We start from the raw sequence: 24,864 nt of genomic DNA, 5'->3' as shown, positions 1-24,864 counted from the left end.
CGAAGCGGGTCTCTTCGAGGGTTTCGCGGGTGGGGATGAGTGCGGTCCTTCTGTTCAGCGACGGTGGCCGGGTCGGTGGCCGACGGCATCGGGTGGCGGCAGCGGGTCGGTGGGGCCGCTGCCGGGGACGACGGTGCGGGTGGTGGCCGCGCTGGAGCGGGAGGAACTGCTGGGCGGGGTGTGCGGAGCTATCGCGGTGCGGGTGAAAGATCGCAGGGCGGGCCGCAATCCGGGTTCCCGACTGGTCCAGTTCTCATCGGTGATCCGGCACCAGGCCGCGACCTCCCGCAGGTTACGAAAGCCGTGCTCGGTGACGGTGTAGACGGCGCTGCCGGGGTAGGGCCGCAAGAATCCGACCGGGTTGCGGGTGTAGGGGCCGACCGTGCGGTGGAAGATGCGGTACGGCTCGTTGGGGTCGGGCCGGTGCCGGTCGAGGGCCAGAACCCAGCTGGGGGATGGCTCCCAGTCGTAGGTGAACGCGGCGAGGACTTCGTAGCGGCCGGGGGCTCGCAGGCGTTCCTCTGCCTCCTGGGTGGCGCGGTCGGTCGGGCGCGCATACACACCGGAGGCGACCTCCAGTGCCGCCGGGTCGGCTCCGCGTTCGGCCAGCCAGCGCTGCGCGAGAGGGACCATGGGCTGGAAGGTGTGCTCGACGCGGACGCGGCCTTGGTCTCGCTGGCGGTGTACGTAGGCGGCCAGGACCTGGGGCGGGCCGGGCAGGTCTCCCATCCATGAGTGCTCGTCGAGGAAGAGGTAGAAGCTGTGGGCCCCATGGTGCTGGGCTTGCAGGGGTGCCACTTCCTCGTAGTACGACAGCACGTCCGCCGACTCCTCGCAGGCGCTGTCGAGGGGTTGCAGGTCTGCGAGCCCGAACGGATCGAGGTACGAGGCGCCCTCAGCAACGGGCACGTCGGTTGCTGGTGCGTTCATTGCTTGCGCTCGGTGGCCGAGCACCGGTTCGGCGGAGTTTGTTGGTAGTGCGGGGGCCAGGTGCTGGCCGTACCAGTAGGCGAGGGTGTCATGGAGTTCGGCGAGCTGGCTGCCGGGCGCGGTCGCCTGAAGGGTGCCGTCCGGTAGGCGTTCCAGCAGCTCCTGCTGGATGAGGACGGAGAGCTGGTCGGGTAGTTGGGCACGGGCGGCAGCCGTCATCGGGGCCGCGAGATCGTCCTCGGCGGCCGGCCCGGCACGTAGCCGGTCCAGGACCGGCACGGTGAGCGGCTGGGCGCTGGTGCGCAGGACCTCCTCGAGGACGACCGCGATGGGCTTCTCGGCAACGAGACGGGCTCGGTGCTTCGCGGCCCAGCCGGCGGCGGCGAGGAACACCGGCCACAGCTCTTTCGCCGCTGCGGTGGCCTCCGGGCCAGCGGGGCCGGTGCGGAGCAGACCGTGCCGCTCCAGGTCGCGGTAGTGGTCCGCGACATCGTCGGGGTGGAGGCTGTCGGCGGGATCAAGCACTGTGGCCCGCGGCGTCTGTTGTTCCTCGGCGGATCGTTCGGTGAGCCGGACGGACAAGAGCACGCGGACTGCGCCGGGAGGAGCGAGCGCGTCCAGAGCGCGGGCGACGCGCGCCTGGTGGGTGACGGTCGTGGACACGGAACAGAAGGTCCTTACGGGCGGGGCGTGCGGTGGGAGGAAGCGGTCGGCGCGGCTATTGCCGGCGGAGATTCCGCCCCGGCAGCGGCGCTGGGCGTGGTCCGGGCCCGGGCAGCCGCCGACCGCGGGGCAACAGCCTGGTCCGTCCCGTTGGCGATGGCGTGCGCGTACCGGTCGGCCAGGTCCCGCAGGTAGCGGTCGGCGAGGACGAAGCGGGCCCCGAGGCTCTCCAGTTCGACACCGGTGAAACGCAGGACGCCGCGGGCCTGGACGTCGGCGTGATTCCCTTCAGCGACCTGCGCGAGCGTCTCGCCCGCCCGGGCGGCCTTCGCGCGCAACTCCCGGTCGAGTGAGTCGAGCTCGGCAGTTCGGAGTTCCAGCTGCTCGGCCAGAGCGTGCGCCGTCGATCCCTTGGGATGCCGTTCGGGCAGGTCCCAGGGGTCCTCGATGCCGAACCGGTTCCGGAGGAGCAACAGGCCGGCGAACACCTGCCGTTGCCGCCGGGGCGGCGCAGGCTCAGGACCGGAGGCCGGGGCCGCCAGGATGAGGCGGATCTGCTGCACGTTGCCGAGCCACTGCTCGCCTCGTGCGCGGTCGTACCAGCGGTCCACCTCGGCGTCGGCGTGGGCGAGGACGCGGTCGAGGGCTGCAACAGCCTTCGGCCGGAGGTCCGTTGGCAGCGGCGGGACCGGGTCGCGTGGGCCGCTGCTGAGGTCGACATCGCCTCCGCCCGGGCACTGCGAGGCGGTGACAGCCGCGGCAGCGACGACCTCCTGCGCCATGTCGGTGTCGAGCGGGCCCTCCGGCATGGCGACCGCGACGTCGAAGAGGCGGTGGAGCCACGGCGGTAGCTCGGCAGGGAAGAGGCTGTCGAAGCGTTCGGCGGTGCCGACCGCGGCGTCGTTGTGGAACGGACCGGTGTCCCAGCTTCCGATGAGGGGTCTCCTGAGCGTGGTCGAAGGCCGGGCCCCGGCGGGCCCGCTGGGTGGGAGCGGTGATCAGTGGCGGGACCGGACCGCCGGCGGTGACACGGTGGCGGCGACGGCTGCGGGCGTCTCCGGTGCTGCGGGCGGACCGACCGGCCGAGCGCGGGCGGCGGCCGAGCGGCCGACAGGCATCTTCGCGGTGAGGGCCTCGTACCTGGTCTGCCCCTCGGGAGTGAGGGTCAGATCGTGGCCCCGGAACAGGGCCTTTCGGGCGTAGTGGTCCACCAAGCCCTTGCCGATCAGGGCGTCGACGGTGGCGATCGTGATGGCGGCCTCGCTGGCTATGACCCTCACCGACCGCGTGCCCTTGAAGATGGTGACGGTGGACGAGCCGATCAGCCGCAACGCCTCCTCCTGCCGCGGTGGCAGCCGGGTGACCGCTGCTGCCGTCTTCGCCGTCGGTGCCGGGGCCGGTGGCGGGACGAAGGCGGGCAGTTCCTTGTAGACGCCGATCAGCGCGGTGAGCGAGCGGTGCAGTTCGGTGCGGCGTGTGACCAGGAGGTCGATGTCGAGAGCGCCGTTGCGCAGGATGCCGTTGGTGACGGGGAGGGTGGTGTCGTGGCCGGCCTCGATGCGCTGAAGGTCGTCCCGCAGGGCGGCGGCCAGAGCGACCAGCCGGGTCTGCACGTCGTCGAGCCTGAGGGCGGTGGAGGCGATCTGGTCGGCGACCGCGCCGTGGAGGGTCGCTGTGCCGTGCCCGGGCAGGTCGCGGGGTTGCATGATCTGAAGCTCGGACCACACGAGCCGGTTGCCGAGGTCGGTGTTGCCGGGTGCTCGGGGCCTCCACGGGGCGATCGGGCGTCCGCTGTCCGCGCTCATGCCGCGGCCGGCTGCCGCGAGGTGATGATGGCGATGCCGGTGGCGACGGCGTCCTGGATAGTGTCCACCAGCGGCACGCCGGCGGTGGCCAGCCGCGTCGCGCCGTGCAGTCCCGTGCTGTGCAGCACCGGGACGGCGCCCACGGCGTGCGCGGCAACGGCATCGTCCACGCTGTCCCCGATCACCAGGGTGCGCGACGGGTCGACCCCCGGCCCGAGGGCCTGCAGGTGCGCGATCATGGCGGGCGCCTTGCTCGGAACCGACGGCCCCGGCCGGCCGTCGACCCGCTCCAGCAGCCCGGTGATGCCGACCGACTCCACCTCGCCCACGAGCCGCTCGTGCGGCGCGAGCGACAGCAGGCTCTGTCGCACGCCTCGGGCCCGCAGGCCCATCATGAGCTGCCGTGCGCCCTGCTGGAGCCGGACCGGCCGCCGGGCGAGTTCGGCGAGGAACGCGGTGTCGGCGGCGTGCCACTCCTCGTCGCCGAGCTGTCGGCCGAGCACGTCGGTGTAGAAGTCGCGGATGGGCATTCGGTGCAGCGCCTGGTAGGTCTCCACGCTGATCGGCTCGCCGCCCAGCCCGGGCAGGGTCGCGTTCAGGGCCGCCACGTGATCGTCGAGGTCGTTGCGAAGGGTGCCGTTCCAGTCCCAGACGATGGTGATCGGCGCGGGCGTGGCCTTGGTGGTGCGGTTGAGCAAGAAGTCCAGCTCCAAGAAGAAGAGAGGGGGCAGATCAGGGAAGCGAGAGCCGGCGGCGTCCCGCAACGAGTGCGGCAGCGGCCAGCGCGGCGCCGAGCAAGGGGACGGCGGCCGTGGCGGTGTGGCCGTACGCGGAGAACTGGCCGGCGGCGGCGGTGCCCGCGGCCTGGCCGAGACCGATCACCGCGATCAGCCAGGCGGCGGCCTCGGTGGCGGTGCCGCTCGGCGCCAGGGCGTCGCAGGCCGCGAACGCGGAGGCCAGCCAAGGGGCGAGGAACAGGCCCGGCAGGACGCTCGCCGTGATCATCAGCCACGGCGGGGCCGGCAGCAGCAGGACGGCGAAGCCGGAGGCGTACACCGTGCCGACCGCGGGCAGGGCGCGGCTGGATGACCACGGGCGCTTGAGCTTGGCCCACGCAGCGCCGCCGACGAGGCTGCCGAACGACAGCGCGGCCGGAAGCACGCCGGCGAGCCACCCTTCGTGGTGCCGGTCGGCGTAGGACAGGGCCAGGACGGTGAACGAGCCGAGCGTCACCCCGAAGAACACCGAGGCCGTGAGCAGGACCAGCAGACCGGTCGAGCGCAACGGCCCGAGCCAGTGGACCGCGCGTGCCGGGGACCGGACGCTGGCCGGAGGGCGGGCGGCGACGGCCAGGGTGCCCGCGCTGCCGGCCACCGCGCAGGCGACCAGCGCCAAGTCGGGCGAGGCGAGCAGACACACGGCGGTGGCAAGCAGCGGGCCGGCGACGAACACCACCTCCTGCGAGGCGGAGTCGAGGGCAAAGACCTTGTGATGGTGGCGCGGTTCGACCAACCGGGACCACATCGCCCTCAAGCCCGCCTCCAGCGGCGGGGTGGCCGCACCCGCGACGACCGACAGCACGGCGGCGGCCAGCGGCTGCGCGGCCCAGTCCACGAAGGCCAGCGCGATGAACGCTGCGCCCGAGACGGCTGCGGCGGGTACAGCGACGGCGGCCAGGGTGGAGCGGTCCACCACGCGGCCGAGCAGCGGCTGCCCGATCGCCCCGGCCAGTGCGTACAGCGCGGCCAGGACGGCGCCGAGCGCGGTGGAGGCGTGATCGGCCCGGGCGGCCAGGAGGACGGCTATCGGCGCCATCGCCGCGGGCAGACGACCCACCAGGGTTCCCGCCAGCAGCGGCGTGACGTGCGGGGTCCGAAGGATGGATCGTCCACCTGCCCGGCGGGAACCTGCCGGAAGCACTGGCCGGAGGCTTTCGGGATCCGCAGCTGAGGCGGCGGCCGGCGCGAGGGCGCTGCTCGTAGGGACAGAGGACGGGGAAGGCGGGATCATGAACCTCGGGGTGGGATCGCGGGCCGGGCGGGCGGGGTTCGTCAGCGGCGGCGCGCCGAGGCGGCGACGAGCAGCGGAGCGGGCGGCTGCGGGGCCGGGGCGTCGGAGAAGGAGATGTGAAGGGTGATGCTGCGCAGATCAGCCGCCGCTGCCCGGGCGCTCACCGGCCGGTCGGCGCTCTGCAGCTCGGAGAACAGGTCGCCCTGCGCCGGGCTCTGCACGACGACGGCGGCGCGGCCGGCGGCGGCCAGCGCGGTGCCGGGCTTGGCCGGTGCGGACGGGGTGTGGGCACCGGAGGTCCAAGCAGCCAGGTCGCCGTACACCCGGCCGATCGCCAACCCCGCCTCGGTGGCGCTCCACCGGTAGGTGCGGCGGGTGCCGCTGCGGGCCACGAGGCCGCGCTCCTCCAGCGCGAGCAGCCGCTGGTAGGCCGCGGCCTTGTCACGGGCGTTCAGGGAGGTGACCAGATGCGGGTAGGGCTTCGGCGCGCTGCCGGCCAGTTCGCTCAGCAGAGGGACGGCGTGGGAGCTGGCCAGCAGGCCCAGCGTCTCCTCGATCATCTCCGGCGCCTGCTCGGCTTCGACGCCCGGTCGGGGGTAGCGCTCGGCCCAGGCAAGGGCCGAGGTGTACACGGGCGCCAGCGCCTGGCCCTTGGGAGACAGCGCGAGATCGATGCGGGCGCCGCCGTTCGGGGTCCGGGTGATGACGTCGGCCCCGGCGAGTGCGCGGATGACCGAGTACGCGCTGCTCACCGGGATGACCGGGTCGCCCGCCAGGAGGTCGCCGCTGGTCGTCGTTCCCTGCCGCAGAGCGCGGACGATCCGGGTGGCCCACCGGATGGAGAGCACCTCGGCGGCCCGCTGGACGGAGCTGGTGGTGGGCTTCGACGTGGTGGGCAGGGTGGCGGTGGCGGTCGACACGGGGGTGATCTCCAGTTCAGGCGGGTGGGCGGGTGGGCGGCGTCAGCGCTGGCGGGCGGCCGGGGAGAGGACGACGGCCGGAGACACACCTGCCGGTGCGAGGGCCGAGGCGGCGGACTGGGCCGGGGAGGTGCGGGTGGAGGAGGCGAGGGCGGCCTGGAAGCGGGCCGGCATTCCGCGCCGAACCTCCTGGCCGGTGGCCTGCCGCAGGCGGCGGGCCGCGGTCTCGTAGACCGCGACCCCCCGGCGTTCACCGACGGCGACCAGGTGGATGCCCTGCAGATGGCGCGGGTTGTGGGGGGAGCGGCGCTCGACATAGACGAGCCGGAAGTCCAGCGCGTCGTCCAGGTACAGCTTCCTGGCACCGCGAAGGTCGCGCTCACCCTGCTGTTCGAGGAGGGGGCCCCGGACCTCGGCCCGCACCAGCCGGCCGAGGTAGCTCAGCGCGAGCATCCGCACGTGCTGCGGCACGGACAGCAGGTCGTCCAGGGCCTCGGGGTGGGAGCTGAATCCCGCCAGCGGCCGGGTGGGCGTGGTCACCGGGTGGACCTGCGAGCCGTGGTCGCCGCCGTGGCGGCGAGGGAGGGAACGGGTTCCGCGGCGGCCGTTCGGCGCTGGCCGGTCGTGCTGCGGGTGCGTGCGGCGTTGGCCTGCGGGCTGACCACGACGGACACGTCCCCGTCGGCGACCGGGGGAAGCCGTGTGCGCTGGCTCTCCAGCCACTGCTGGGCCTCCTGCGGCGACCTGAAGGAGCCCTCGCGCAGCGTGTACCCGCGGTCCGGGTCGACGGTCTCCAGGTGCAGCAGGAAGGGCCGCTCGGCTCCGGCGGCGCTGCCGTCGCGCAGCATCGCCCAGGTCTCGCCGGGCTCGGCGCCGTGGTCGACGAGCCGGTAGCGGGAGCCGGACTCCAGCAGGCGGGCAGCGGCGGCGGCACTGCGGGCGTCGGCCGGGGCACCTGGGTGGCCGGCCCGGTCGAGGAAGGGATCGGTCTCGGCACCGCGCTGGACGAGCCAGGCCGCGGCCACGGCGAAGGTGGGCAGGGTCTCCGTGGCGAGGGTGAAGGTCTCGCCGTCCTCGTCGTAGTGCAGGTGCGCGGCGAGCGCGGAGTAGCCGGCGACGTCCTCGAAGAGGAGGAAGTCGTCCGAGCTGCCGTCGTGGTCGTGGTGTACCTCGGTCAGCAGCTCGTACGCATCCTCCGCGGCGAGGAACTGCACCTGGGCCTCGGCGGAGGCGGCGTCCGCGGGACGCCATCCGCGAAGGTTGAAGTCGGGCAAGGATCGGCTCTTTCGGTCAGGTGAGGGGGTGGTCGACAGGGGTGGTGTCGGTGAGCACGGGGTGCGGCAGCACGCGGTGGCTGATGTGGCCACCGCTGCTGGTGCAGGCACCGAACGGCCCGTCGGCGGAGCGCAGCTTCATGAGCGCGGGCTCGAGGTGGTCTCGCTGCCACGAACTGGGGCCGGCGGCACCCGACTCGGGGTCGAGGGCGGCCTGCCACGCCAGCCAGAGGGCGTGCAGTCGCGCCACCGCCTCCGGGTGCTCCTTCCAGCGCGGGCACCACGGCCGGCCGGCGGTGGTCTCGGGGCCGTAGATCTTGGTCCAGATCTCGTCTACCCATGGGGTCATCAGCTCCAGTTCCTGCTCGTACTGCGGGTCGTCGAAGGCGAGGATGAACAGCGGCTCTGCGCCGCCGGGGGCGTCCGGGTCGTCGTCCTCCGGGGGGAGGGCGGTGGTCATGCTGGCCAGCTGCTCGGCCTGCAGGTCGAATCCCGCCGCGAGAGCGGACAGCTTCGCGGTCAGCACGTCGATCTGGGCGTTGGTGTAGCCGTCCGGCGCGGACGTCGGGTCGGGCTCGGGGGTGGTCAAAGGGGCGGGTGCCTCTCGTCGGCGGGTGATGACACGAGGATGTGCGCTCGGCGGCCCGACGTATCGGGCCGGAGTTGGTGTATAAGCACCCCCCGCTCACCGCCGACCGCAGCAGCAGGCGGCGGCAAGCAGGTCGGCCGCTCCCAGCAATTCCATTGCCCGGCTTGCCTGTTGGGGGACGACGCCGTTGCCCAGGGCGGTCAGCTGGGCGGAGCGGGACAGGCCCGGGACGGCTGTGACGTGGCCCTCGCCGACGCCCATGATCCATTCGACGAAGCGGGGGGCGAGCCGGCCCCGCTCGTCGGTCGGCTCCGGCGCGGGACGGGTGGCGCGCTCCCAGCGGGCGATGGCCGGCCCGTACGGGCCCCACCGGTTCAGTCCGAGTCGTCCTGCTCCCAGATCGGCAGCACTACCGCCGACAGCGGCGGCCGGAACCCCGCCCCCGCTCGGCGCCCGGGCGTCCCGGTGTCCGAGGCCCTCGGCGTCGGCAGCAGTTGTGCCGCCGCCGACGGCAGGGTCAGATCCCCCTTGCTGCCGCGGGAGTTCGGCCCGCCGTGCGTCCCGTCGGAAGCCTTCGGAGTCGGGAACAGCAGGTGCTCCACCTCGTCCGAGAGGTTCGGCCCGTGGCCGCCCTGGCGCCGCTTGTCCGGGTGCTGGCTCCCGCCGATCACGCCCAAATTGCTGGTCGGGGTCTTCAGGAGGGTGACCGCATGCCCCAGGTCCTCCCGCTTCGCATCCGGCCCCTTCGCATCGCGGGCCTTCGGCGTCGGAAGGCCAGGCGACGAGGAACAGCCGCTCCCTGCGATGGGGGGCGCCGACGGCGGCTGCGGGTAGCACCGTCCATCGCGCATCCATCCGGAGGTCGGCCAGGTCGCCGAGAACGGCGCCGAGTGCCCGCAGAGCAGGCTCACCTCCGCCGTCTCCCAGATCGCACCAAGGGCATTCCAGGTCGCCATCGGCTGGCGAGGCAGCGGCTGCGCTGAGGATGCCGCGGACGTTTTCAATGATCACCAACTTCGGCTTGAGGGCATCGATCGCGCGGGCGATGGTCAACCACAGTCCGGAGCGGGTGCCCTCCATCAGCCCGGCCCTGCGGCCGGCGACGCTCAGGTCCTGGCAGGGGAAGCCCGCAGTCAGAACGTCGATCGGCTCGACGCTGCTCCAGTCAACTGTGTTGATGTCGCCGTGATTTGGCGTCTCTAGGCCAGTGGTGGGCGAGGATCGAGGCGGCGTTGGGGTTCATCTCGGCATGCCACGCCACACTTCCTCCGAGGACGGCCTGGACACCCAGGTCCAGGCCGGCGTACCCGGAGCACATGCTGCCGATGCGCGGCCACCCGCCGCCCGGTGCCCTCATCGACGGGCCCCGCTTCGGGCGGTCGCGGCGCGTACGGCGGGCGGTGAAACCTGTACGGCGGCGCCGGGGCCGGCGGCCTTCCGAGACGTGACGGGCTTGGCCGGGCGCTGATAGAGGGAGGCGGAGCGGGTGAGGAGGATCGCGTCCTCGCCGGTGAGCGCGAGGAAGTCGGGCTCCGGGCCGGTCAGGTCGGCTGCGGTCTCCTGGAGCTTCCAGACCGCCTCTTCGAGGACGCCACGGGACGCCGCCAGGGACTTGAAGTAGGCGGTGCGGTGCGGCCACCGAGCCGATTCGGGACTGACCTGCTTGAGCGTGACGGCGACCAGGGCGGGCTGGGCGCGCAGGATCGCCTTCGCGGTCAGCAACCCGGCGTAGGCGTAGGCGAGGGTGCAGCGCCGCCAGGCGATGTCCGAGGGCTCGGTGGAGTCGGCGGGGGTGCCGTCCTCGTCGACGACGTTGGCCAGCAGTGTCTTCTGCACGTCGGCTATGGAGTCCAGGACGGTGCCGAGGCGTTCGGGGAGCGGATCCCGATGGGAGCTGATGTGCAACAGCTCTTCGCTGAAGTGGCGCAGGTCGGCGGCGGTGCCGAGCAGCCACCGGGCTTGGGTTTCGACGGGGGTGGTGGAGGTCAGTGCGGTTCCTTGGGTTCAGCGGCGCGGCGCGGGGGCGCTGCTGCGGGGCAGGGCGGCGATCGGCAGGGGTTCGGTCCGGCGTCCGGGCAGAGCGCGGCGGATCCGCTGGGTGACGCTGAGGGCGGCGGATCGGCGGGGCGTGGCCGGGACGGCGGAGACGCCGGCCGAGGCGAGATGGTCGGCGTCGATCCTCAGCTGCCCTGCGGCGCGCCGCAGTTCGGTGGAGACGGCGCCGTAGACGGCGGCGGGGTTGACCGGCTGGGCGTCCGGCAGGGCCCAGACGTCGGCGCTCACGGCGTGCTGGAGCAAGTAGGACAGGTGCCGGGTGGCCTCGGTGACCCCGGCGTGGGCGCGGGCGAGCGACAGAGCGGTGAGGCGGGCGGCCGTCATCGTGGTGGGGTGTGTGGGGAACCACTCGGAGAAGTCGGCCGCGGCGAGCGTGCTGGTCTGCAGCTCCTGCATCGCACGCAGGTGACCGGCGACGGCGCGGGCGTCGGGCACGCCGGCGGCGGAGGCCGTGCGGGCGGTGGGCAGTTTCGCTGCCAGGGCCTCGGCCTGGTGCGCGACGTCACGCAGGTGCCTCTGATGGTCCTTGACCTTGGAAGCGGGGCGGTTGGAGGGCGTGGTGGGACTCCATCGAATCGGGATCTGCTCGGGAGGGCAGGCTCGGAACGTCGTCGGGTCCGACGCGGGGCGTGTCAGGTTCGCCGAAGCGGCACGACCGTCGCCGACGGCGCCGGACCTGCCGGCGGGGCCGGGGGCTCGGCGGGCGGGGAGACGAGCACGAGCGCGGGTGAGCGGCGAAGGGCTGCGTCCACGCGGCGCTCGGAGTCGCCTGCGGCTGGTGGGCGGCTCTCGGAAGGAACGGCCAGCCTGCGGCGGGAGGCGAGCGCGGTGACCTCGGGCAGACCGGGGGCGGCGGCCACGCTCTCGCCCAGTTCCTCGGCCATCGAGCGGACGGTGTCGCGGGCGGTGGTGAGGGAGCGGCGGGCGCTGCTCTGCGCCTCGGGTGTCGGCTCCGCCTCGGTGAGCAGGTTCGCCGCCCGGGCCAGCGCGGCCTGGGTGAGGGTGAGGGCCGTCGTCGTCGCGGTGAAGACGCCGAGCCCGGGGGAGCCGACGGTGTTGGCCGCGAGAAAGAAGGTCTCGTCCAACGGGATCGTGATCAGCTCGTGCAAGCGGACCATCGGCCAGACCAGCTCCCGGACCTCGGGCAGCGGCTCGTGCCGTGCCGGCACCGGGATGGCCTCGGCAAAGGCGGCCAGCTGCTCGGCAAGCGAGCTCAGCGTGTCGAGGTCGCGCTGGCTGAGTCCGGCCGCGGCGGGCGGCAGAGGAGGGTCGGCGGTCAACGGCGCTTCCTGGCAGAGGCGGTGGGGGGCGAGCCGAGTACGAGCGCAGCCTCGACGGAGGCCATCGGCGCAACCGGCGCGAGGCGGGCGGTGAACGCGAGCACTTCCTCGGCTCCCGCGGCGGCGCACCGGTCCGCGCTGTCCAGCGCGGTGACCGTGTGCTCGGCTCGGCGCAGATACAGCTGCTCGGCAGGGCTGCCCGGCTCGGCCGGGGCGGCGGTGGCGCACTTGATCGACAGGTCGAGGGCGGCGCCAAGGTGACGGTGGACGGTGGCCGCGCGGCTCATCGCGGTGCCGTAGGCGCTGGCGAGTGCCGCAGCAGAGGGGTTGTCCGCGACCGGCTGGTGGCGGTAGTGCTCGGCGTTGTCGCCGCAGTGCCGGATGAACGCCTGTGCCTGGCGGCAGTGCTCCAGCAGGGCGTCCCGGCTGGGGATGCCGGGGACCGGCCCGCTGGGGGTGGCGGCGGCGTTGCGCCCGAGGGCGCGCAGCATTCCGGCGACCACCGCCAGGTCGTCTCGGTAGTCGGGGCGCGAGCCGGCCGACACGGCACCGCCGAAGGTCGCGGGGGCGGCAGGGGACCTCAACGGCGCCGCCCGGCGACGACGGTGCTCGCTCCGGTGCGGGCCGGCAGCGAGGCGACCGTGGCTGCTCCCGCCCCGGCGGCGGAACGGGCGGTGGCGGCGGAAGCCCGAAGGACTGGCCGGTGTGCGAGAGCGGCGGGGCCGGTGAGCGAGCGGGCATCGCGGCGCAGATCCTCGCAGGCACCGGTCAGGGCGAGGCGGGTGCGCGAGAGCGCCAGGTTGAGCTGCTGGGAGCCCCGCTCGCGGACCTCCTCGGAGCGAGGGCCGCCGATGCCGTCGACCTCGTACAGGCGGCCAGCCATCGCGGTGGCCCGGCCCAGTGCGCTCAGCGCCTCGCCCAGCTGTGCGGTCGCCGCGGTCAGGGAACGGACGACGGCGCGGTCGGCGCTCTGGGCGTGGGGGTGGTGCAGGGCGGCGGCGACGTGCAGCAGGTCGGCCTGGCAGTCGCGGATCGCCCGGGTGTGCCCGGCCAGTTCCTCCAAGCCCGGCAGTCCCTCCTCGCGGTACGCGCGCGGGAGTTGGTTCGTGAGGTAGTCGACGGCGTCGGCCGCCGTGTACAGCCGGTGGACGGACTGGGCACGGGGGCGGGCGGTGGTGGGAGGCAGTGGAGTACTCCGGGGTCAGCGGCGGGGGCGGGCGACGGGCTCGCCCGCCCGGTCGGTGGTGGCGGCCAGTGGGGCGGGGCTGCGGCTCAGGGCGCCCTTACGTCGGGCGGCGCTGAGGACGACCGGCCCGTCTCGCTCCGCCGGGGTGGCGGTCACGGCGCGCAGCCGGTCCTGGACCCGGTCGGCGGGGACCAGCGCCTGGACGGCCGAGCCGAGCAGTGGACCGGCGGCGATGGAGGCGTCCAGCGCCATCACCCGGACGATGCCGGCCGAGGTGGCGGCGGTGCGCAGCAGAGCGGCGCGCAGGACGTGCTCCGACCAGTAGGCGGGATCGCCCGGCATCCCGGCCGAGCAGATCTCCCGGACCTGGGCCACGGAGATCACGCCGGCGGCAAGCGCTCCGCGCCGCTGGACCTCCCACAGCACGGTCAGCTCGTCGAGGGGCTCGCGCCGGTGCGCGATCGCGGTCATGGCCAGGTAGACGGCGCGGTGGCCGGGGTCGACGAAGTCCTCGCCAACCAGCGAGGCGGCGACCTCGGCGAGTCGACCGGGCGCGCTGAGCAGGCTGGAGAGCAGTGCCCGCTCGTGCTCTCGGGCGCCTTCGAGCGCGGTGGAGGCGTTCTCCGGCGGCGGTGGGGTGGGCAGCGGGCGGCGCGAGCGCTGGTCGATCGTGCCCCAGGCGTCGGCGAGGCGCTGGATGACGGAGTGCAGTGCGCCGGTCAGCTCGACGGTCGCCTCGACCGATGCGGTCTGGACGGCGGCGAGCAGCCGGTGGGCGTGTTCGTCGAGCGCCCGCCGGACCGCGGTCTCCAGCACCATCCGGCCGTAACTGGTGGCGTGCTCGGACCGAGGGCAGGCCGAGACCAGGGTGTGGCCGTAGCTGGCGGTGACGCCGGGGATCTCGCGGGCGGCGGCGGTGATGGCCGTCAGCGCCCAGTCCCTCAGTTGCACGTTCCCGGCGCCCGGGGTGAGGGCCGGGTGGCCGGCGGCGTGCTGAGCCAGCAGGATCGCAAAGAAGCGCTCGTGTGCCGGACGGTAGAAGTGCCGGGGCTCCAGCCACCCGGCCAGCAGCCCGACCCGGGACGGATCGAGCAGGCACGCGCCGAGTACCGCCTGCTCGGCCTCCAGCTGCGGGCTCATGTCCCGGTTGACCGGCGTCACCGCGGCGCCACCTCCTCGCGGAGAGCGGCGGGGAGCATCAGGTCGCGCAACCGGTCCAGGTCCTCGACGAGCGCCTCGTCGCGGATCCAGAGACGGCCGGAACCAGCCGGCAGGTACCAGGTGCCGTCCGCGCGGCTGATCGGCAGGAAGGGAAGGTCGTGGTTGATGTCAACTCCGTTGTGCAGAAGACAGGATGGGGTGGTCAGCGGGAGGGCCGGGCGGACTGGCGGGGTGCGGCCGGGGCTGGCGTGCCGGTCGCGGGCGCCGATACCGCCACCGCGGCGTTCCCGGCTCGGGCGGCCCCGGCGCGGCTGGCCCTCCGGCTCCGCGGCGGGTCGGCGGCGAGGTCGGCCGAAATCTCGGTGTGGATCGCGTCCAGCGACCGCGCGTGCTCGTGGAACACCTCCGCCTGGCCGGTGTGGTCGGCCTCCTCGGCGCTGCGGGCGAGATCGGTCAGCGCGGCGCGGACCGTGCTCAGGGCGGCCAGCCCGTCGGACAGTTCAACCTCCGAGCTGTCCGCGTCCTGCCGCTCGCCTGTCAGCGGCAAGAGGCTGAGGTGGATCTCGCCGACCACCTCCCGCAGGACCTCGGCGTGGGCGAACGCCCGCCCGGCCAGGCGCTGCGGGTCGATGGAGCCGAGGTGATCCAGCCGTCGCGCCGTCGCGTGGAGGGCACCCAGCTTGGCGGCGGCGGTGAACTCCGGGGCGGGCGGGGGCACGAAGACGGAGGTGTAGTCGGCGACGGCGTCCCGGAGGCGGTAGGCGTCGATGCCGTCGTAGGTCAGCATGAACTCGGCGTTGCAGGGGGTGAGCTCCGCGCCGCCGTCCCGGGCGGACGGCGCCCGGTTCTTCTCGTTGAACACGCGGTGCTCGGCGAAGCCGAACCAGTTGGCGTCGACCACTCCGGCGCTTGGGGAGACGATGCGGATCCGCACGCCGTTCCAGGTGTCCTGCCAGATGGTCTGGGCCAGCTCGGCGGTGACGACCAGGTCGCCGCGACGGGCCACCTGCCGGAGGCCGGCGACGGTGCCGTCCGGCAGCGGGCTGAGCAGCCGCAGAGCCTGGGCCCGGTCGACGGACTCGATCCAGGGAGACAGGGGAACCTCCTGATGATGGGGGTGAGGTCACCGTGAGCGGGCTGGCCGCGGGGGCCGCCCTGCACCTCGCACCGGCTCGGCGACGGCCGCGGGGAACGCTCGGGCCGGCCGGATGCTCGCGGTGGCGCCGCTGGCCGGGCGGGGCGGTGCAGTCACGTCCGATGCCAGGTAGTGGAGTTCGACGCCGAACTGCTCAGCCGTGGCCGCGCGGGCGTCGAGGGCGGCAGCGGAGCGGAGATCGCTCCGCTGCCGGAAGACCTCTGCGGCCTGTTCCAGGACCTGGTGGAGCGGCGCGAGGAGGCCGTCCTCTGCGGAGGCCAGGACAGCCTCGAGTTCGGCACCTGGGCCGACGCGGTGCAGGAGGCCGAGGTACGAGGCGTCGGAGGCCGGCGCCGTCACGCGGCTGCCTCCCCCGAGCGGCAGCTGAAGGGCGAGCAGCCGTCCGTGGGACCGTTCTCCAGCTCGTCCTCATTCAGGTCCAACTGCGTCTGCAGGGAGCGGAGTTCGGCCCGAGTGAGCTTGTCGATCGGCGCCTGGTCGAGCGGCAGGCGCGAGCGGTGCAGGTACGCCTGCCCCAGCAACGGCCTCCCGTCCGCATTCGCCCGCGCGTTCCCGGCCCGAATCGCGGCGTCGAATTCCACGACATCCGCCCACTCCTCGGGAGAAGTGTCACGGATCTCCCTCCACTGGGCATTTCCGTGAAATGGGCAACCCAGGCAGCTCGACTTCGGCGTGGCCCCCCATCCGTACTCGTCAAGCAGCTTAAGGCAGTCCGTTCGGGACATGCCGAGGTCGATCAGCGGAAAGGTGTGCCGCGTGTACTTGACGTCCGAATCCTTGGCGCGATGGAACTCGTCGGTGCTGATGCCGATCCACTGCTCGGCGTACACGCCATTCGGTACCCGGGCGGGATGAGGATACCCCAGGATTTGGCGCACCTGCCGCTTTATCGGCTTGATCTTATATTCGCCCGTACATTGCCGCCGGGTCATTCCCGGGCTGCCGTCCTGGTTGAGAATGTAGAGCGGCATCGACGCGAAACGGTGGGCGGGGTCGAGGGCATCCCGACGGATATTTCCGGACGAGACTCGCAGGATCGGTATGTTGGCCGGCCGGGCGATCTTCCGCTCCACCTCGTTGAGGTGATCGTAGACCTTCGCCGGTTCCCATCCGGTGTCCGAGAAAATGGCGTAGTCAAGTTTCGGAAGCTCACCCAGGGCCGACAGGAGAAGTAGACAGGTCGACTGTACTCCGGCGCCCAGTGAAAGGATTCGCGTGGCCGGTTCGGTGGTGTAGATCATGCGGCATCACCGGCCTTGGCCATTGCCCGCTCGGTGATCAGAGCGGTTTGCCGCGAGGAGGCCGCACCGACCTCGGCAGCGCCGGCCTCCTTGTACCAGGGGCGCAGGGTCAGCAGTGCGGGGCGCAGACCGGTAGCGAAGAGAAGCGCCGTCCCCTTTTTCAGAGCACGAATCTGGTCGGGCGGCAGGATGCGCTCTTGGCGCATGCTGACGGAGGTGGAGCGGCCCGATTCCGACGTGGAATGCGAAACCGTCTCCACATCGTGGTCCCCGACCAGGCGCGAGAGCTTGTCGGCGAAATCGGCGTCGTCGATGCCGGAGCCGACCAATTTTATGGTGGCCGCGCTCCACATGGCATCCATGCCCGCCTCGCCCCAGACTTTCTGGCCCTGGCGGTAGCTCTGGAGAATGGTGATCGGAATGACTCCGCGTGATCCTAGATGGGAATACAAATCAGGGAGATCGCCGATCTTGCACACATTTGCGGCCTCGTCCAGAATGGCGAGGAGCGGTGGGTCGAGACGGCCTCCGGCGCGTTCGGCCTCGATGACCGCCGTGCGCATCACGGAATCCGCTGCAGCCGCGATCAGGGCCGATGCTGAGCCGCCGCCATCCTTGGACAGGAGGAACAGGCTGTCCTTGCGGGTGACGAACTCCTCCGGCTTGAACTCCGGCAGATCAGGGTTGGGGATGACCCACTTGGAGATCTGCGGATCGAGAAGGCAAGCCGCGTATTGGCGAGCGGTTTCATAAATGCCGTCGCGGGTTTCAACTGCGCCGGAGACGGTTCCCTGGAGCTGGTCCGCGATGGCGATCAGCTGGTGCGCGCGAAGAATGTCGACCGGGGTGCGGTCGCTGGGCACCGCAAGCCACTTGAGGACGTCGGTGATCGGCCGGCCGTCGCTGCCCGCGGCCAAGAAGAGGGCGCACAGTGTGTTCTGGGCGGCGGTGCTCCAGAAGTCGCCCTGCGAGGACTCGTCGACGGCCGCGGCGACGAAGTGCCCGGCCAACCGTCGCGCACCCGGCAAGTCCTTGGCGTCGGCGAGGATGTCCCACCACATCGCCTGCGGGGTGTGGGCGATCTGCTGCGGATCCATCGTCCACACCCGCCCGACCTCGGCCCGGGCCTCCAGACAGGCCGTGTAGGCGTCGCGGGCGGCCTTGTTTGAGGTGAGGAGGACAGGGCCGGGGGCCCGCAGGATGGCGGGCACGGCGATGCTGGTGGTCTTGCCGGATCGCGGCGCCATGATCGCGACCGCGACGTCCTCCCAGTTGGAGCGGACCTCGGGGCCGCTGGGGGAGAGGTCGCCGAGCAGGATGCCGGTGTCGTCGGGGCTGATCTCACGGGGCTTGGCCTTGGAGAGGCTGGGGCGCAGGTCCCGGGCCTTGGCGGTGATCTCGGCGGGCAGCAGCGGCGCGAGATCGCTCCGGCTGGCGAGGCCGGTCGGCTTGCGGCGGTGCTTGAACCACAGCAGCAGGCCGGCCGCGCCGAGCGCGATCGACAGCAGTGCCGGGACGACGCGGGTGCTGATCAGCAGCAGGAGCGGGCTGAGGTGCGGGAAGGCGCGGTCGGGATGCAGGGCGGCGTCGACCGGCTGGAACGGGGCCCACGAGGCGTCGTCGGCGGTCGCGGCGGTGGCGGCGTTGCCGCCCAGCCAGGCGAAGGTGCCGAAGACCGCGACCACGACGCCCGCGCCGATGAGCGCGTAGAGGAGGGCATCGGAACCAGGGCTGGCAGATGGGGATTTGGGGGAGGCGGGCAGGAGCGGGTTCCTTGACGGGGTGCGGCCTGCCGGGCAGGGGCGCGCTGCGGCAGGGGCCCAGAGCGGGCGGAGAGCGGGCGGCGATCACGGCGGGACGGAGGCCCGAGACGTGGGTGATCGGCCCGGCGGCCGGCGGGTGGTCAGCCGGCGGGGGACTGCGTGGTCAGCGGGAGGCGGACGCCTTGGCCGACGGATGCGTGAGTGGGGCGAGCAGGGCCCGGCTGGCCAGGTCGGTGGCCTGGGCCCAGGCGCTTCCGGTGGTGGCGGAGCCGTCCTGGAGGGGGAAGCGGGCGAAGACGATCTCGGTGGAGTCGGACAGGGGGAGTCCTTCCTGCTCAGCGGCGTGGGGGGTGGCCGTGGCCGGGGTGGCGGGGGTTGAACATGGCGCCCGTGTACTCGACGGCGGTGAAGCGGCGGGTGGGATCGGCGGGCCGGGCGGGCCAGGTGGTCAGACGGGGTAGGGCGGCCTCGGGCAGGGTGCTGCGGCGGCGGACCACGGGGGTGGGGTCGGCGATGGCGGAGGCCAGGATCGCCAGGTACCGCACGGGCGTTGAGTGGCCGAGCACGATCTTCCACTGGTCGCTCCAGGCGGGGCCGAAGGTGGAGTCCGCCGTCCAGGCGCCTACGCCCTCCCCGCAGCTGTCGTCGGTCAGGGTGGGTGAGTGGGTGATGCTGGTGGTGCCGTCCGGCGACGCGAAGCGGACGAAGTGCGGGTCGTCCTTGAGGTGCCAGCCGGCCTTCAACAGTGGGCGCCAGGCAGTCGTCGGCGAGGCGGTGGGCTCGGCGACGATCTCCTCCGGCATCGTGTACCGGTCGGCAGCGACGGCCTGGACGAACGCGCCGACGATCTCGCCGGGTGTGTCCTTGGTGAACGTGGCCTGCCAGTAGGGGATTTCGTCTTCCGGGTGCTTGCGGACGCTGACCCGGTAGAGGTGGAAGACCCGGTGTGGTTCCATCGCGATTTCGATGCGACAGCATGGGCTGGTGGCGACGATCTGGGCGAGGGATTCGTCGTACCGGTACGGCCACTCGTGGAGGTGGAGCAGCGGTGCCAGGACCGGCAGGGGGCCGGGGCCTGCGAGGTGGCGCGGTCGGACGTGCACCTCGTCCTGGGCGGCGGCCGGGGGTGAGGTGGTCAAGGTCGGGTCCTCGGGGTGTCAGCGGTGGGGAGGCTCGACGACGCGGGGGTGCGGCGGCACGGCTACGGCCGGGGAGAGGTGGACCGCGGCCGTGGTGCCGGCGGCCCGAAGGGCCGGGGACTGGGTGGTGGCGGCCCGGCTGCGGGTGGTCTCGTCCGCGGCCTCGGCGATGGAGTCGGCCGTGGCGGCCGTGCGGAACCCGGCGGCGGCGATGGCGGTGGCTTCCGTGAGCAGCGGTTCCCACAGCGGCGGTCGGTCGCCGTACTGCTGAGCGACCTGGCGGCCGATCTCGGTTACGGCGTCGGCGAGTTGCTGAACTGCGCCGGGCATGAGGGTGAGGCCCAGCAGCACCTCGGCGGCCTCGTGGGCCGTCAGCGACGGGGCGATTTCGATGATCTCGGCGAAGGCGCGGCCGGCACGGGCGATGGCCTGCTCGGCGACATCGAGGGGCCTGGCAGCGGGGGCGTCGGACAACGGTCGTCCTCTTTCTACAGGCGCCGCCCGGGTCGGGCCGCGGCGGAGACGACAGGAGAAGGGGTGGAGAGGAGGCCGGCCCGGTGGCCGGCGGTGCCGGCCGTCGCCGCGCGGGGGCGACGGGTGCCGGTGCTGCGGCTCTCGGCGAGTTGGCAGACGGCCAGGGCGAGGGAACGGTCGCGGCCGGTGTCCACGACGCTGCCGTCCGGCCGGGCGAGAGGCGCGACGAGGCGGGCCTCGTGGCCGCCGAGCCGCAGCAGCGCCCACCGGCACGAGGCGGGGTCTTCATCGGTGGCGATTCCGGTGGCGGCCAGGATGCGCCGGGCGGTCTCCTGGAAGCGGTGGTCAGCAGGGCCTTGGGCGTCGGGGTCGGTGCGCAGGGTGCACTGCCACACCAGCCTTGTGCGCAGGGCGGCGGCGAACCCGGCCGGCGGCGGCAGGTGCGCGGCCAATTCCGCGGCGAACGCCGTCTGGTGGAGAGCGGGCAGGTCCGCGACGGGGCGCCAGGCGTCGATCAGACGCAGGGTCTGCTGCTGCTGGGCGGCGGCGGCCGTGGCGGAGGCGAGCAGGTCGCGGGTGGAGGCGTACCGGGCGATCGTGGGGTGCACGTCACCGTCCGGGGGCCGGTGCGACCGTCGGGCCGGCCGAGGCGAGCACCGGCGCCGCGACGAGGGGCGGGCTGTTGCCCAGACGGGCGGCGGAGCGGGCGAGTGCGGCCTGGTGGCGCTCGGCGGCATCGAGCGGGCCGTCGTAGTCCCAGGGCCAGCGGCCACCGATCCGGTAGCGGCCGTGCTCGTCCGGGGTGACGGTCTCCGTGCCGCCGTCCCCGTCGTAGTCGGGTGTCCACTCGAAGACCAGCAGGCTGCCGTCCCAGCGGCCGGTCAGTCCGCAGTTATCGGAGTGCAGGTCGACGACGATCTGCTCGGCGACCGGCCGGGAGAAGGCTGGGCTGCAGTAGGGCCCGATGTGGCCGGTCGTCCCACGGGGGTCGACCATGCCCGGGTAGGGCCCGTGTGCAGCGCCGTCGACGTAGAAGTGGTAGAGCCGTTCGGAGTTGGAGGGCAGCGCTTCTCCTGGGGGGCGGGGCAGCGGGAACGTGGAGGGTGGGCAGGCCGCCGGGCCGCAGTGGTGGGGCCGGTGCTCAGTTCGGGTTCTCGGTGACGCGGTCCGCGCTGGTGGCGGCGGAGGCCAGCTCGGGGAGGTCGGCCGGCTCGGACTCGCGCTGGTCGATCCACCAGCCGGCCTTGTCCAGCGTGCGAAGCTGCTTCTCGACGGCCAGCCACGCCTCCTCGGTGACCGGGCCCTCGACCACCAGGGCCTGGTAGGCGGTGGTCACGAGCTGGTGCCGGCAACGCTCGCCCCAGGCGATGGCCCGCTCGGGGCCCTCCAGCGGCGGCATGCCGAACTGGGCGGCCCACGCGGTGGCGGCCTCCTGCTCCTCTGCGCGGCGGGCAGCGATCCACGCCTCGCGTTCGGCGGTGTCCTCCTTGCGCTCGGCGAGCCAGCAGTCGCGGCAGGAGCGGGTGGCCAGCCAGCGGGCGTAGCCGGCGCGCTTGTCGGCGGGGCGGGAGGACAGATCGTGATCAACGGTGTGGCCGCAGTCGTGCTCGACGGACCACCGGGTTCGGACAGCTATGTCGGATCTCCTGTGAACTGGACGTGAGGGGAGCGGAGTTGGGCGCTGGTCAGCGGGAGTTCTGGTGTCCGCTGGCCCACGCGATGCGCGGGTCGACGGCCGGGGCGGACGCGGCGGCGGTGGCGGTGCCGGTGGCGTGCAGGGCGGCGGTGGAGCGGAGTCGGCCGCTGGTGGCGAGCGCGGCGCGGGCACGAGGGCTGCCGGGGCCGCTCGCGCGGGGGGCCGGTGCGGCGGCGGGGCGGGCCGCGACGGCGGCGAGGTCCTTGCCCGCGCCAGCGAGTACGGTGGTGGCCTCGGCGACCATCGCCTCGATCCGTGTCAGGTCGATGCTGCCCGGGCTCGTGCGGACCTGGTCCTCGATCGCCCGCAGCCGGGAGGCGATCTCGGCGCTCAGCGCAGCCCGGTCGTGCAGCAGGGCGTCCGCGCGCTGATCCTCCCGGCTCGGTCCGGACGGCGGGTGGACGACCGTGTTGAACGGGTCCGTCGGCGTGGGGGTGACGGGCCCGAGAACGGGTGCCTTGAACACGCGGGTCTCGAACGGGTCGTCGTTCTGCGCGACCTGGGCCGGCGGTGCCGCGGACGAGGGCGGCGTGCGGTTCATCTCCTCGATCAGCCGGGTGGCGAACAAGTCGGTGGACTCGTACGGGCCGCTGAGCGGTTCGAAGGCGAGGTCGGATGCGACTCGCAGTCCCTTGTCCCGAAGCGTGGAGACGGCGGTGGCGGCCCGCTTGTCGCCCTCGAACTCGGGCTCGTCCATGACGTAGAGGCCCGGATGACGTCCGCCGGTGTTGGTGAAGCCGGCCTCGGCGAGCGCGTACGCGGCGGCCGGGTTGCTGTACGGGTTGGTGGCGACGATGCCCAGCTGCGGGTGGCGGCCGATGTGGACGTCGAAGCTGCGGGGCGGAGCCGGGGCGCCGACCTGGACGACGGCGTCCGGGCCGGCGGCGCGTGCGGCCGGGCTGTCGGGGCCGGGCCGGGTCGCGTCGTTGTAGTCGAAGGCCGGGTCCGCGGAGACCCGGACTCCGGCCCGGCGCAGGGCGGCGGTGGTCTGCCGGGCGTGCAGGAAGATGTTCTGCTCGCTGCGGTCGATGGCGTGCCGCCCGTCGGCCAGCTGGCGAAAGCCTGCGCGGGCGAGCAGCGTGTGGGCGGTCGGTGAGGCGTCGGGGCTGACCTCGGCGACGACGCCGAACTGCGGATCGCGGGTGATGGAGACGTGCTCGGGGGTGATGCGCTGCTCCTCGGGGCAGATGGCGGACGCGGTCAGCGGCGGGCGGCCGGTGCCGGCGACGGGGACGTGGGCACAGCGGGGCGGGGCTGGTCGGACACGGTGGCGGCGTGCGCTGCGGTCGCAGTGAGGGCGGCGGCGGCTCGTGCTGCCGCAGAGGGGGCGACGGTGACGGCAACTCCGTCGAGGCCGGCCAGCTGGGCGGAGCGGGAGGCAACTGGCACTCCCATGTCCTCCAGGGCGGCAGCGAGTTGGGCCGCCGCCCTGGACTGGGCGATCGGGTCGCGTTCGGCCAGGGAGTAGCGCTCCGGTGCGTGCTGGAGGCCGAGGCGGAATCCTGCGTCGGCCAGGGCGGCGAGGACGGCCGGATCGCGGCTGGTGGTGGTGACGGTGATCCCGGCGGAGGCCAGGCGGCGGAAGGTGACGCCGGCGGGCTGCTGGTGGGGCAAGCGGGTGTCCTCCAAGGGGGCTCGGTCAGCGGGCGGCAGTGCGGCGGGGAGCCGGTCCGGGCGGCAGCGGTGCGGTGGAGGGGGCGGTTGCCAGCCGTGCCCGGCGCGACGGGCGGGCGACCTGGGCGCGGGTGGCGGGCGGGTGGGTGGTGTCCCGCATCTGCGTCGCCCGGAAGTCGCGGCGGGCCTGTGGCCCGTACCAATCGGCGTAGTGGTCCGTGACGTTCAGGTGCTGCGGGTCGTGCCGCAGCACCATGTAGGTATGGGAGCCGGGGCCTTCCGGAGCGCGTGCCAGCCACCACCCGACGCCGTCGTCCCAGGCGTGCATGGCCTCCACGACCACGGTGCCGGACACCACCTCGTGGGCGAGTTTGTGGTCGGCGGGGATCAGGCGGCCGGCCGCCAGGTCGGCGGAGACGATCGCCCGGGCCGTCTCGGCAACGCGGTCGGCGTCAGGGAAGGGGCCCTCGTCCTGCAGCCACCGGTAGTGCTCGGACAGGTCACCGTTGCGCTGCTCGGGGCGGTGCCAGTTGGCGACCGACACCCGGGCCGCGACCAGCCGGTCGACGAGCCGTCCGGCCCTGCGGATCTGCTCGTGCGGCTCGACGCTGCGGCGCTGGTGCCAGCAGTCCAGCGCATCACCGCGCCTCGAGAAGCCGGCCTGGTAGATCGCCTCACGGGCGGGCTGGGGCACCTGGCCGCGCAGCACCACGAATTCGCCGTGGTCGTAGTCCCACCCGAACAACACCCGCCCGCCGGGGGCGCCGGGGCCCGTTGTCGTGGGCATCGGGCTCCCGTTCAGCGGCGCCGGGCCGAGGCCGGGACGGTCGTCACGGGCAGCGGCGCCGGGCCGGTGGCCGGCGCGGCCTCGGCGGCCTTCCGCTTCGCCTCGTCCTCGCGAGCCTGGAGCAGCCGCACCAGGTCGGCCTCCAGCACATCGCGCTCCTCGGCCGCCTCCTCCAGCGTCTCCAACTGCGCATCCAGCTCGTCGAGGACGGCGTCGTCGACGCGCCGATGGGCGGCGGCGACGTTGATCAGCCGCACGCGCTGGAAGGACACCGCGGTCTCGGCGGCCACCAGCGCGCGGTGGGTGGCGAGCACCCGCGCGGTCTGCGCGTCGGCCCGGGCCTCGTTGGCGATCAGGGCGGTGATGCTCTGGCCGAGGGCGGCCTCCAGGCGGGCGTCCTGGCGGGTGAGCGTCATGGTCGACATGCGTCTCCAAGAGGTAGGAATGGCAGCAGGGTTGGGGTTGGGGAGGGGAAGGTCAGAACGGGGGTTCCAGGCTCGGACCGATGAGTCCGGCGCCGAACACGGGTCGCGGTGGTCCCACCGGGAGCGCACCCGGGCGGCCGAGCACCACCGGGGAGGTCCGCCGGGCGGCAGCGGCACGCCGGGCGCCGGGCATCGGTGCCTCGGCCGCGTACCCGTAGGAGGTCCACTCTGCGCGGGCGGAGGTGAAGTCCGGGTGACGGCTGGGGCCGTAGTGGCCGCTGCCCTGCTCGGTGTAGAACACCGCCGCCTCGCCGGCGCCGGGGTAGTCGACGAGCAGCTCGACCGCCCCCTCGGGTTCCTGGTGGTGCGCGTGGATCACCAGGTGGCCGGCGGTGACGTCCTCGCTCACCAGGTGCACCCAGACGGTGCGGTCGCCGAGCGTCCGCGGCGGGCCCGGGGGAACCGACGTCCCCAGCAGTGGTGAGGACTTGGCACGAAGGCGCTGTTCGTCCGCGCTGTACACCCGGGTGATCCCGTAGTCGGCGGCGGCCAGCAGCCGGCGTGCGTCGCGGATCTGCCGCTCGGCGGTGGAGGCGCTCGTGTCGCGGCGGATGCGGTGCAGCCGCAGGGCGTCGTCTCGGACGAAGCCGGCCTGCTCCAACCAGTACGCGCTGCGCCGGTCGGGAGGGTCGGCGA

The 24,864-nt window shown here is 73.3% G+C and carries 30 protein-coding genes; 1 reads left to right on the top strand and 29 read right to left on the bottom strand.

The window, feature by feature from the left end; all coding sequences use genetic code 11:
- Nucleotides 1-54: 54 nt before the first annotated feature.
- The 25 genes from ACFC0B_RS25360 to ACFC0B_RS25240 all read right to left on the bottom strand — a co-directional run bounded on the left by ACFC0B_RS25360 (nucleotide 55) and on the right by ACFC0B_RS25240 (nucleotide 22,039).
- A complete protein-coding gene (locus tag ACFC0B_RS25360) occupies nucleotides 55-1,593 on the bottom strand; it encodes a hypothetical protein (RefSeq protein WP_376090001.1) in 1,539 nt (512 codons plus the stop codon).
- A gap of 14 nt (nucleotides 1,594-1,607) precedes the next feature.
- Nucleotides 1,608-2,528: a DUF4259 domain-containing protein gene (locus tag ACFC0B_RS25355; protein WP_376090327.1), complete on the bottom strand. Its 921-nt coding sequence runs from the start codon at nucleotides 2,526-2,528 to the stop codon at nucleotides 1,608-1,610.
- 63 nt (nucleotides 2,529-2,591) lie between these two features.
- Nucleotides 2,592-3,299 (bottom strand): hypothetical protein, encoded by a 708-nt coding sequence (locus tag ACFC0B_RS25350; protein WP_376089998.1) that lies wholly within the window; start codon nucleotides 3,297-3,299, stop codon nucleotides 2,592-2,594.
- 95 nt (nucleotides 3,300-3,394) lie between these two features.
- Complete coding sequence (locus ACFC0B_RS25345; RefSeq protein ID WP_376089995.1) at nucleotides 3,395-4,111, bottom strand: HAD family hydrolase; 717 nt, start codon at nucleotides 4,109-4,111, stop codon at nucleotides 3,395-3,397.
- 19 nt (nucleotides 4,112-4,130) lie between these two features.
- Entirely contained in the window at nucleotides 4,131-5,234 is a 1,104-nt protein-coding gene (locus ACFC0B_RS25340; protein ID WP_376089992.1) for an MFS transporter, read from the bottom strand.
- Between the two features lie 215 nt (nucleotides 5,235-5,449).
- Entirely contained in the window at nucleotides 5,450-6,328 is an 879-nt protein-coding gene (locus ACFC0B_RS25335; protein ID WP_376089989.1) for a winged helix-turn-helix transcriptional regulator, read from the bottom strand.
- Nucleotides 6,329-6,370: 42 nt separating this feature from the next.
- Nucleotides 6,371-6,868, bottom strand: coding sequence for a hypothetical protein (locus ACFC0B_RS25330; RefSeq protein ID WP_359826293.1), 498 nt, complete (start codon nucleotides 6,866-6,868; stop codon nucleotides 6,371-6,373).
- Nucleotides 6,865-7,602 carry a hypothetical protein gene (locus tag ACFC0B_RS25325; protein ID WP_376089986.1) on the bottom strand — a complete coding sequence of 246 codons (738 nt, stop codon included), beginning with the start codon at nucleotides 7,600-7,602 and terminating at the stop codon, nucleotides 6,865-6,867. The genes ACFC0B_RS25330 and ACFC0B_RS25325 overlap by 4 nt, the downstream gene beginning before the upstream one ends.
- A gap of 16 nt (nucleotides 7,603-7,618) precedes the next feature.
- The gene (locus ACFC0B_RS25320) at nucleotides 7,619-8,191 is read right to left on the bottom strand and encodes a DUF4913 domain-containing protein (RefSeq protein ID WP_376089983.1); all 573 of its coding nucleotides are present in this window, start codon (nucleotides 8,189-8,191) and stop codon (nucleotides 7,619-7,621) included.
- A 96-nt stretch (nucleotides 8,192-8,287) separates the two neighbouring features.
- On the bottom strand, nucleotides 8,288-9,328 hold the full coding sequence (locus tag ACFC0B_RS25315) for a DNA cytosine methyltransferase (RefSeq protein ID WP_376090324.1): 1,041 nt from the start codon (nucleotides 9,326-9,328) through the stop codon (nucleotides 8,288-8,290).
- 216 nt (nucleotides 9,329-9,544) lie between these two features.
- The gene (locus ACFC0B_RS25310; RefSeq protein WP_376089980.1) at nucleotides 9,545-10,096 is read right to left on the bottom strand and encodes a hypothetical protein; all 552 of its coding nucleotides are present in this window, start codon (nucleotides 10,094-10,096) and stop codon (nucleotides 9,545-9,547) included.
- Nucleotides 10,097-10,195: 99 nt separating this feature from the next.
- Nucleotides 10,196-10,642 (bottom strand): hypothetical protein, encoded by a 447-nt coding sequence (locus tag ACFC0B_RS25305; protein WP_376089977.1) that lies wholly within the window; start codon nucleotides 10,640-10,642, stop codon nucleotides 10,196-10,198.
- Nucleotides 10,643-10,878: 236 nt separating this feature from the next.
- Nucleotides 10,879-11,526 carry a hypothetical protein gene (locus ACFC0B_RS25300; RefSeq protein WP_376089974.1) on the bottom strand — a complete coding sequence of 216 codons (648 nt, stop codon included), beginning with the start codon at nucleotides 11,524-11,526 and terminating at the stop codon, nucleotides 10,879-10,881.
- Nucleotides 11,523-12,110 (bottom strand): hypothetical protein, encoded by a 588-nt coding sequence (locus ACFC0B_RS25295; protein ID WP_376089971.1) that lies wholly within the window; start codon nucleotides 12,108-12,110, stop codon nucleotides 11,523-11,525. The genes ACFC0B_RS25300 and ACFC0B_RS25295 overlap by 4 nt, the downstream gene beginning before the upstream one ends.
- Nucleotides 12,107-12,589, bottom strand: coding sequence for a hypothetical protein (locus ACFC0B_RS25290; RefSeq protein WP_376089968.1), 483 nt, complete (start codon nucleotides 12,587-12,589; stop codon nucleotides 12,107-12,109). Before ACFC0B_RS25290 ends, ACFC0B_RS25295 begins: the two co-directional genes overlap by 4 nt.
- A gap of 138 nt (nucleotides 12,590-12,727) precedes the next feature.
- Nucleotides 12,728-13,873, bottom strand: coding sequence for a DnaB-like helicase N-terminal domain-containing protein (locus tag ACFC0B_RS25285; protein ID WP_376089965.1), 1,146 nt, complete (start codon nucleotides 13,871-13,873; stop codon nucleotides 12,728-12,730).
- Between the two features lie 202 nt (nucleotides 13,874-14,075).
- The gene (locus ACFC0B_RS25280) at nucleotides 14,076-14,879 is read right to left on the bottom strand and encodes a hypothetical protein (protein ID WP_376089962.1); all 804 of its coding nucleotides are present in this window, start codon (nucleotides 14,877-14,879) and stop codon (nucleotides 14,076-14,078) included.
- A 485-nt stretch (nucleotides 14,880-15,364) separates the two neighbouring features.
- A complete protein-coding gene (locus ACFC0B_RS25275) occupies nucleotides 15,365-16,270 on the bottom strand; it encodes a hypothetical protein (RefSeq protein WP_376089959.1) in 906 nt (301 codons plus the stop codon).
- Complete coding sequence (locus ACFC0B_RS25270) at nucleotides 16,267-18,033, bottom strand: type IV secretory system conjugative DNA transfer family protein (protein ID WP_376090321.1); 1,767 nt, start codon at nucleotides 18,031-18,033, stop codon at nucleotides 16,267-16,269. The genes ACFC0B_RS25275 and ACFC0B_RS25270 overlap by 4 nt, the downstream gene beginning before the upstream one ends.
- A gap of 335 nt (nucleotides 18,034-18,368) precedes the next feature.
- Nucleotides 18,369-19,172, bottom strand: coding sequence for a DUF317 domain-containing protein (locus ACFC0B_RS25265; RefSeq protein WP_376089956.1), 804 nt, complete (start codon nucleotides 19,170-19,172; stop codon nucleotides 18,369-18,371).
- An 18-nt stretch (nucleotides 19,173-19,190) separates the two neighbouring features.
- Nucleotides 19,191-19,646, bottom strand: a complete 456-nt coding sequence (locus ACFC0B_RS25260; RefSeq protein WP_359826259.1) for a hypothetical protein — start codon at nucleotides 19,644-19,646, stop codon at nucleotides 19,191-19,193.
- A gap of 14 nt (nucleotides 19,647-19,660) precedes the next feature.
- The gene (locus ACFC0B_RS25255; RefSeq protein ID WP_376089953.1) at nucleotides 19,661-20,254 is read right to left on the bottom strand and encodes a hypothetical protein; all 594 of its coding nucleotides are present in this window, start codon (nucleotides 20,252-20,254) and stop codon (nucleotides 19,661-19,663) included.
- A gap of 1 nt (nucleotide 20,255) precedes the next feature.
- A complete protein-coding gene (locus ACFC0B_RS25250) occupies nucleotides 20,256-20,642 on the bottom strand; it encodes a hypothetical protein (protein WP_376089950.1) in 387 nt (128 codons plus the stop codon).
- Between the two features lie 145 nt (nucleotides 20,643-20,787).
- Complete coding sequence (locus ACFC0B_RS25245) at nucleotides 20,788-21,045, bottom strand: hypothetical protein (protein WP_376089947.1); 258 nt, start codon at nucleotides 21,043-21,045, stop codon at nucleotides 20,788-20,790.
- Between the two features lie 286 nt (nucleotides 21,046-21,331).
- A complete protein-coding gene (locus tag ACFC0B_RS25240) occupies nucleotides 21,332-22,039 on the bottom strand; it encodes a hypothetical protein (RefSeq protein ID WP_376089944.1) in 708 nt (235 codons plus the stop codon).
- Between the two features lie 15 nt (nucleotides 22,040-22,054).
- On the opposite strand from ACFC0B_RS25240, the gene ACFC0B_RS25235 reads away from it, so the two are divergent.
- Nucleotides 22,055-22,438: a hypothetical protein gene (locus ACFC0B_RS25235; RefSeq protein ID WP_376089941.1), complete on the top strand. Its 384-nt coding sequence runs from the start codon at nucleotides 22,055-22,057 to the stop codon at nucleotides 22,436-22,438.
- 104 nt (nucleotides 22,439-22,542) lie between these two features.
- On the opposite strand, the gene ACFC0B_RS25230 is transcribed toward ACFC0B_RS25235, so the two are convergent.
- The 4 genes from ACFC0B_RS25230 to ACFC0B_RS25215 are packed head-to-tail and all read right to left on the bottom strand — an operon-like array spanning nucleotide 22,543 to nucleotide 24,829.
- The gene (locus ACFC0B_RS25230) at nucleotides 22,543-22,956 is read right to left on the bottom strand and encodes a hypothetical protein (RefSeq protein ID WP_376089938.1); all 414 of its coding nucleotides are present in this window, start codon (nucleotides 22,954-22,956) and stop codon (nucleotides 22,543-22,545) included.
- A gap of 25 nt (nucleotides 22,957-22,981) precedes the next feature.
- Entirely contained in the window at nucleotides 22,982-23,743 is a 762-nt protein-coding gene (locus tag ACFC0B_RS25225; protein ID WP_376089935.1) for a hypothetical protein, read from the bottom strand.
- Between the two features lie 11 nt (nucleotides 23,744-23,754).
- Nucleotides 23,755-24,168: a hypothetical protein gene (locus ACFC0B_RS25220; protein WP_376089932.1), complete on the bottom strand. Its 414-nt coding sequence runs from the start codon at nucleotides 24,166-24,168 to the stop codon at nucleotides 23,755-23,757.
- Nucleotides 24,169-24,220: 52 nt separating this feature from the next.
- Nucleotides 24,221-24,829: a hypothetical protein gene (locus tag ACFC0B_RS25215; protein WP_376089929.1), complete on the bottom strand. Its 609-nt coding sequence runs from the start codon at nucleotides 24,827-24,829 to the stop codon at nucleotides 24,221-24,223.
- Nucleotides 24,830-24,864: the final 35 nt, after the last annotated feature.

The organism is Kitasatospora sp. NPDC056184 (genome assembly GCF_042268405.1).
GTDB lineage: Bacteria > Actinomycetota > Actinomycetes > Streptomycetales > Streptomycetaceae > Kitasatospora.
The sequence above is the reverse complement of the archived record's forward strand: the minus strand, read 5'-3'. Positions and strand labels throughout refer to the sequence as shown.

What these genes read in the sequence shown, in the direction of transcription:
- ACFC0B_RS25350 (WP_376089998.1), bottom strand. Translation starts at nt 3,299, where the DNA reads ATGCAACCCCGCGACCTGCCCGGGCACGGCACAGCGACCCTCCACGGC.
- ACFC0B_RS25225 (WP_376089935.1), bottom strand. Translation starts at nt 23,743, where the DNA reads ATGCCCACGACAACGGGCCCCGGCGCCCCCGGCGGGCGGGTGTTGTTC.
- ACFC0B_RS25275 (WP_376089959.1), bottom strand. Translation starts at nt 16,270, where the DNA reads ATGATCTACACCACCGAACCGGCCACGCGAATCCTTTCACTGGGCGCC.
- ACFC0B_RS25220 (WP_376089932.1), bottom strand. Translation starts at nt 24,168, where the DNA reads ATGTCGACCATGACGCTCACCCGCCAGGACGCCCGCCTGGAGGCCGCC.
- ACFC0B_RS25250 (WP_376089950.1), bottom strand. Translation starts at nt 20,642, where the DNA reads ATGGTCGACCCCCGTGGGACGACCGGCCACATCGGGCCCTACTGCAGC.
- ACFC0B_RS25235 (WP_376089941.1), top strand. Translation starts at nt 22,055, where the DNA reads ATGACGTCCGCCGGTGTTGGTGAAGCCGGCCTCGGCGAGCGCGTACGC.
- ACFC0B_RS25305 (WP_376089977.1), bottom strand. Translation starts at nt 10,642, where the DNA reads ATGCAGGAGCTGCAGACCAGCACGCTCGCCGCGGCCGACTTCTCCGAG.
- ACFC0B_RS25240 (WP_376089944.1), bottom strand. Translation starts at nt 22,039, where the DNA reads ATGGACGAGCCCGAGTTCGAGGGCGACAAGCGGGCCGCCACCGCCGTC.
- ACFC0B_RS25245 (WP_376089947.1), bottom strand. Translation starts at nt 21,045, where the DNA reads ATGCCGCCGCTGGAGGGCCCCGAGCGGGCCATCGCCTGGGGCGAGCGT.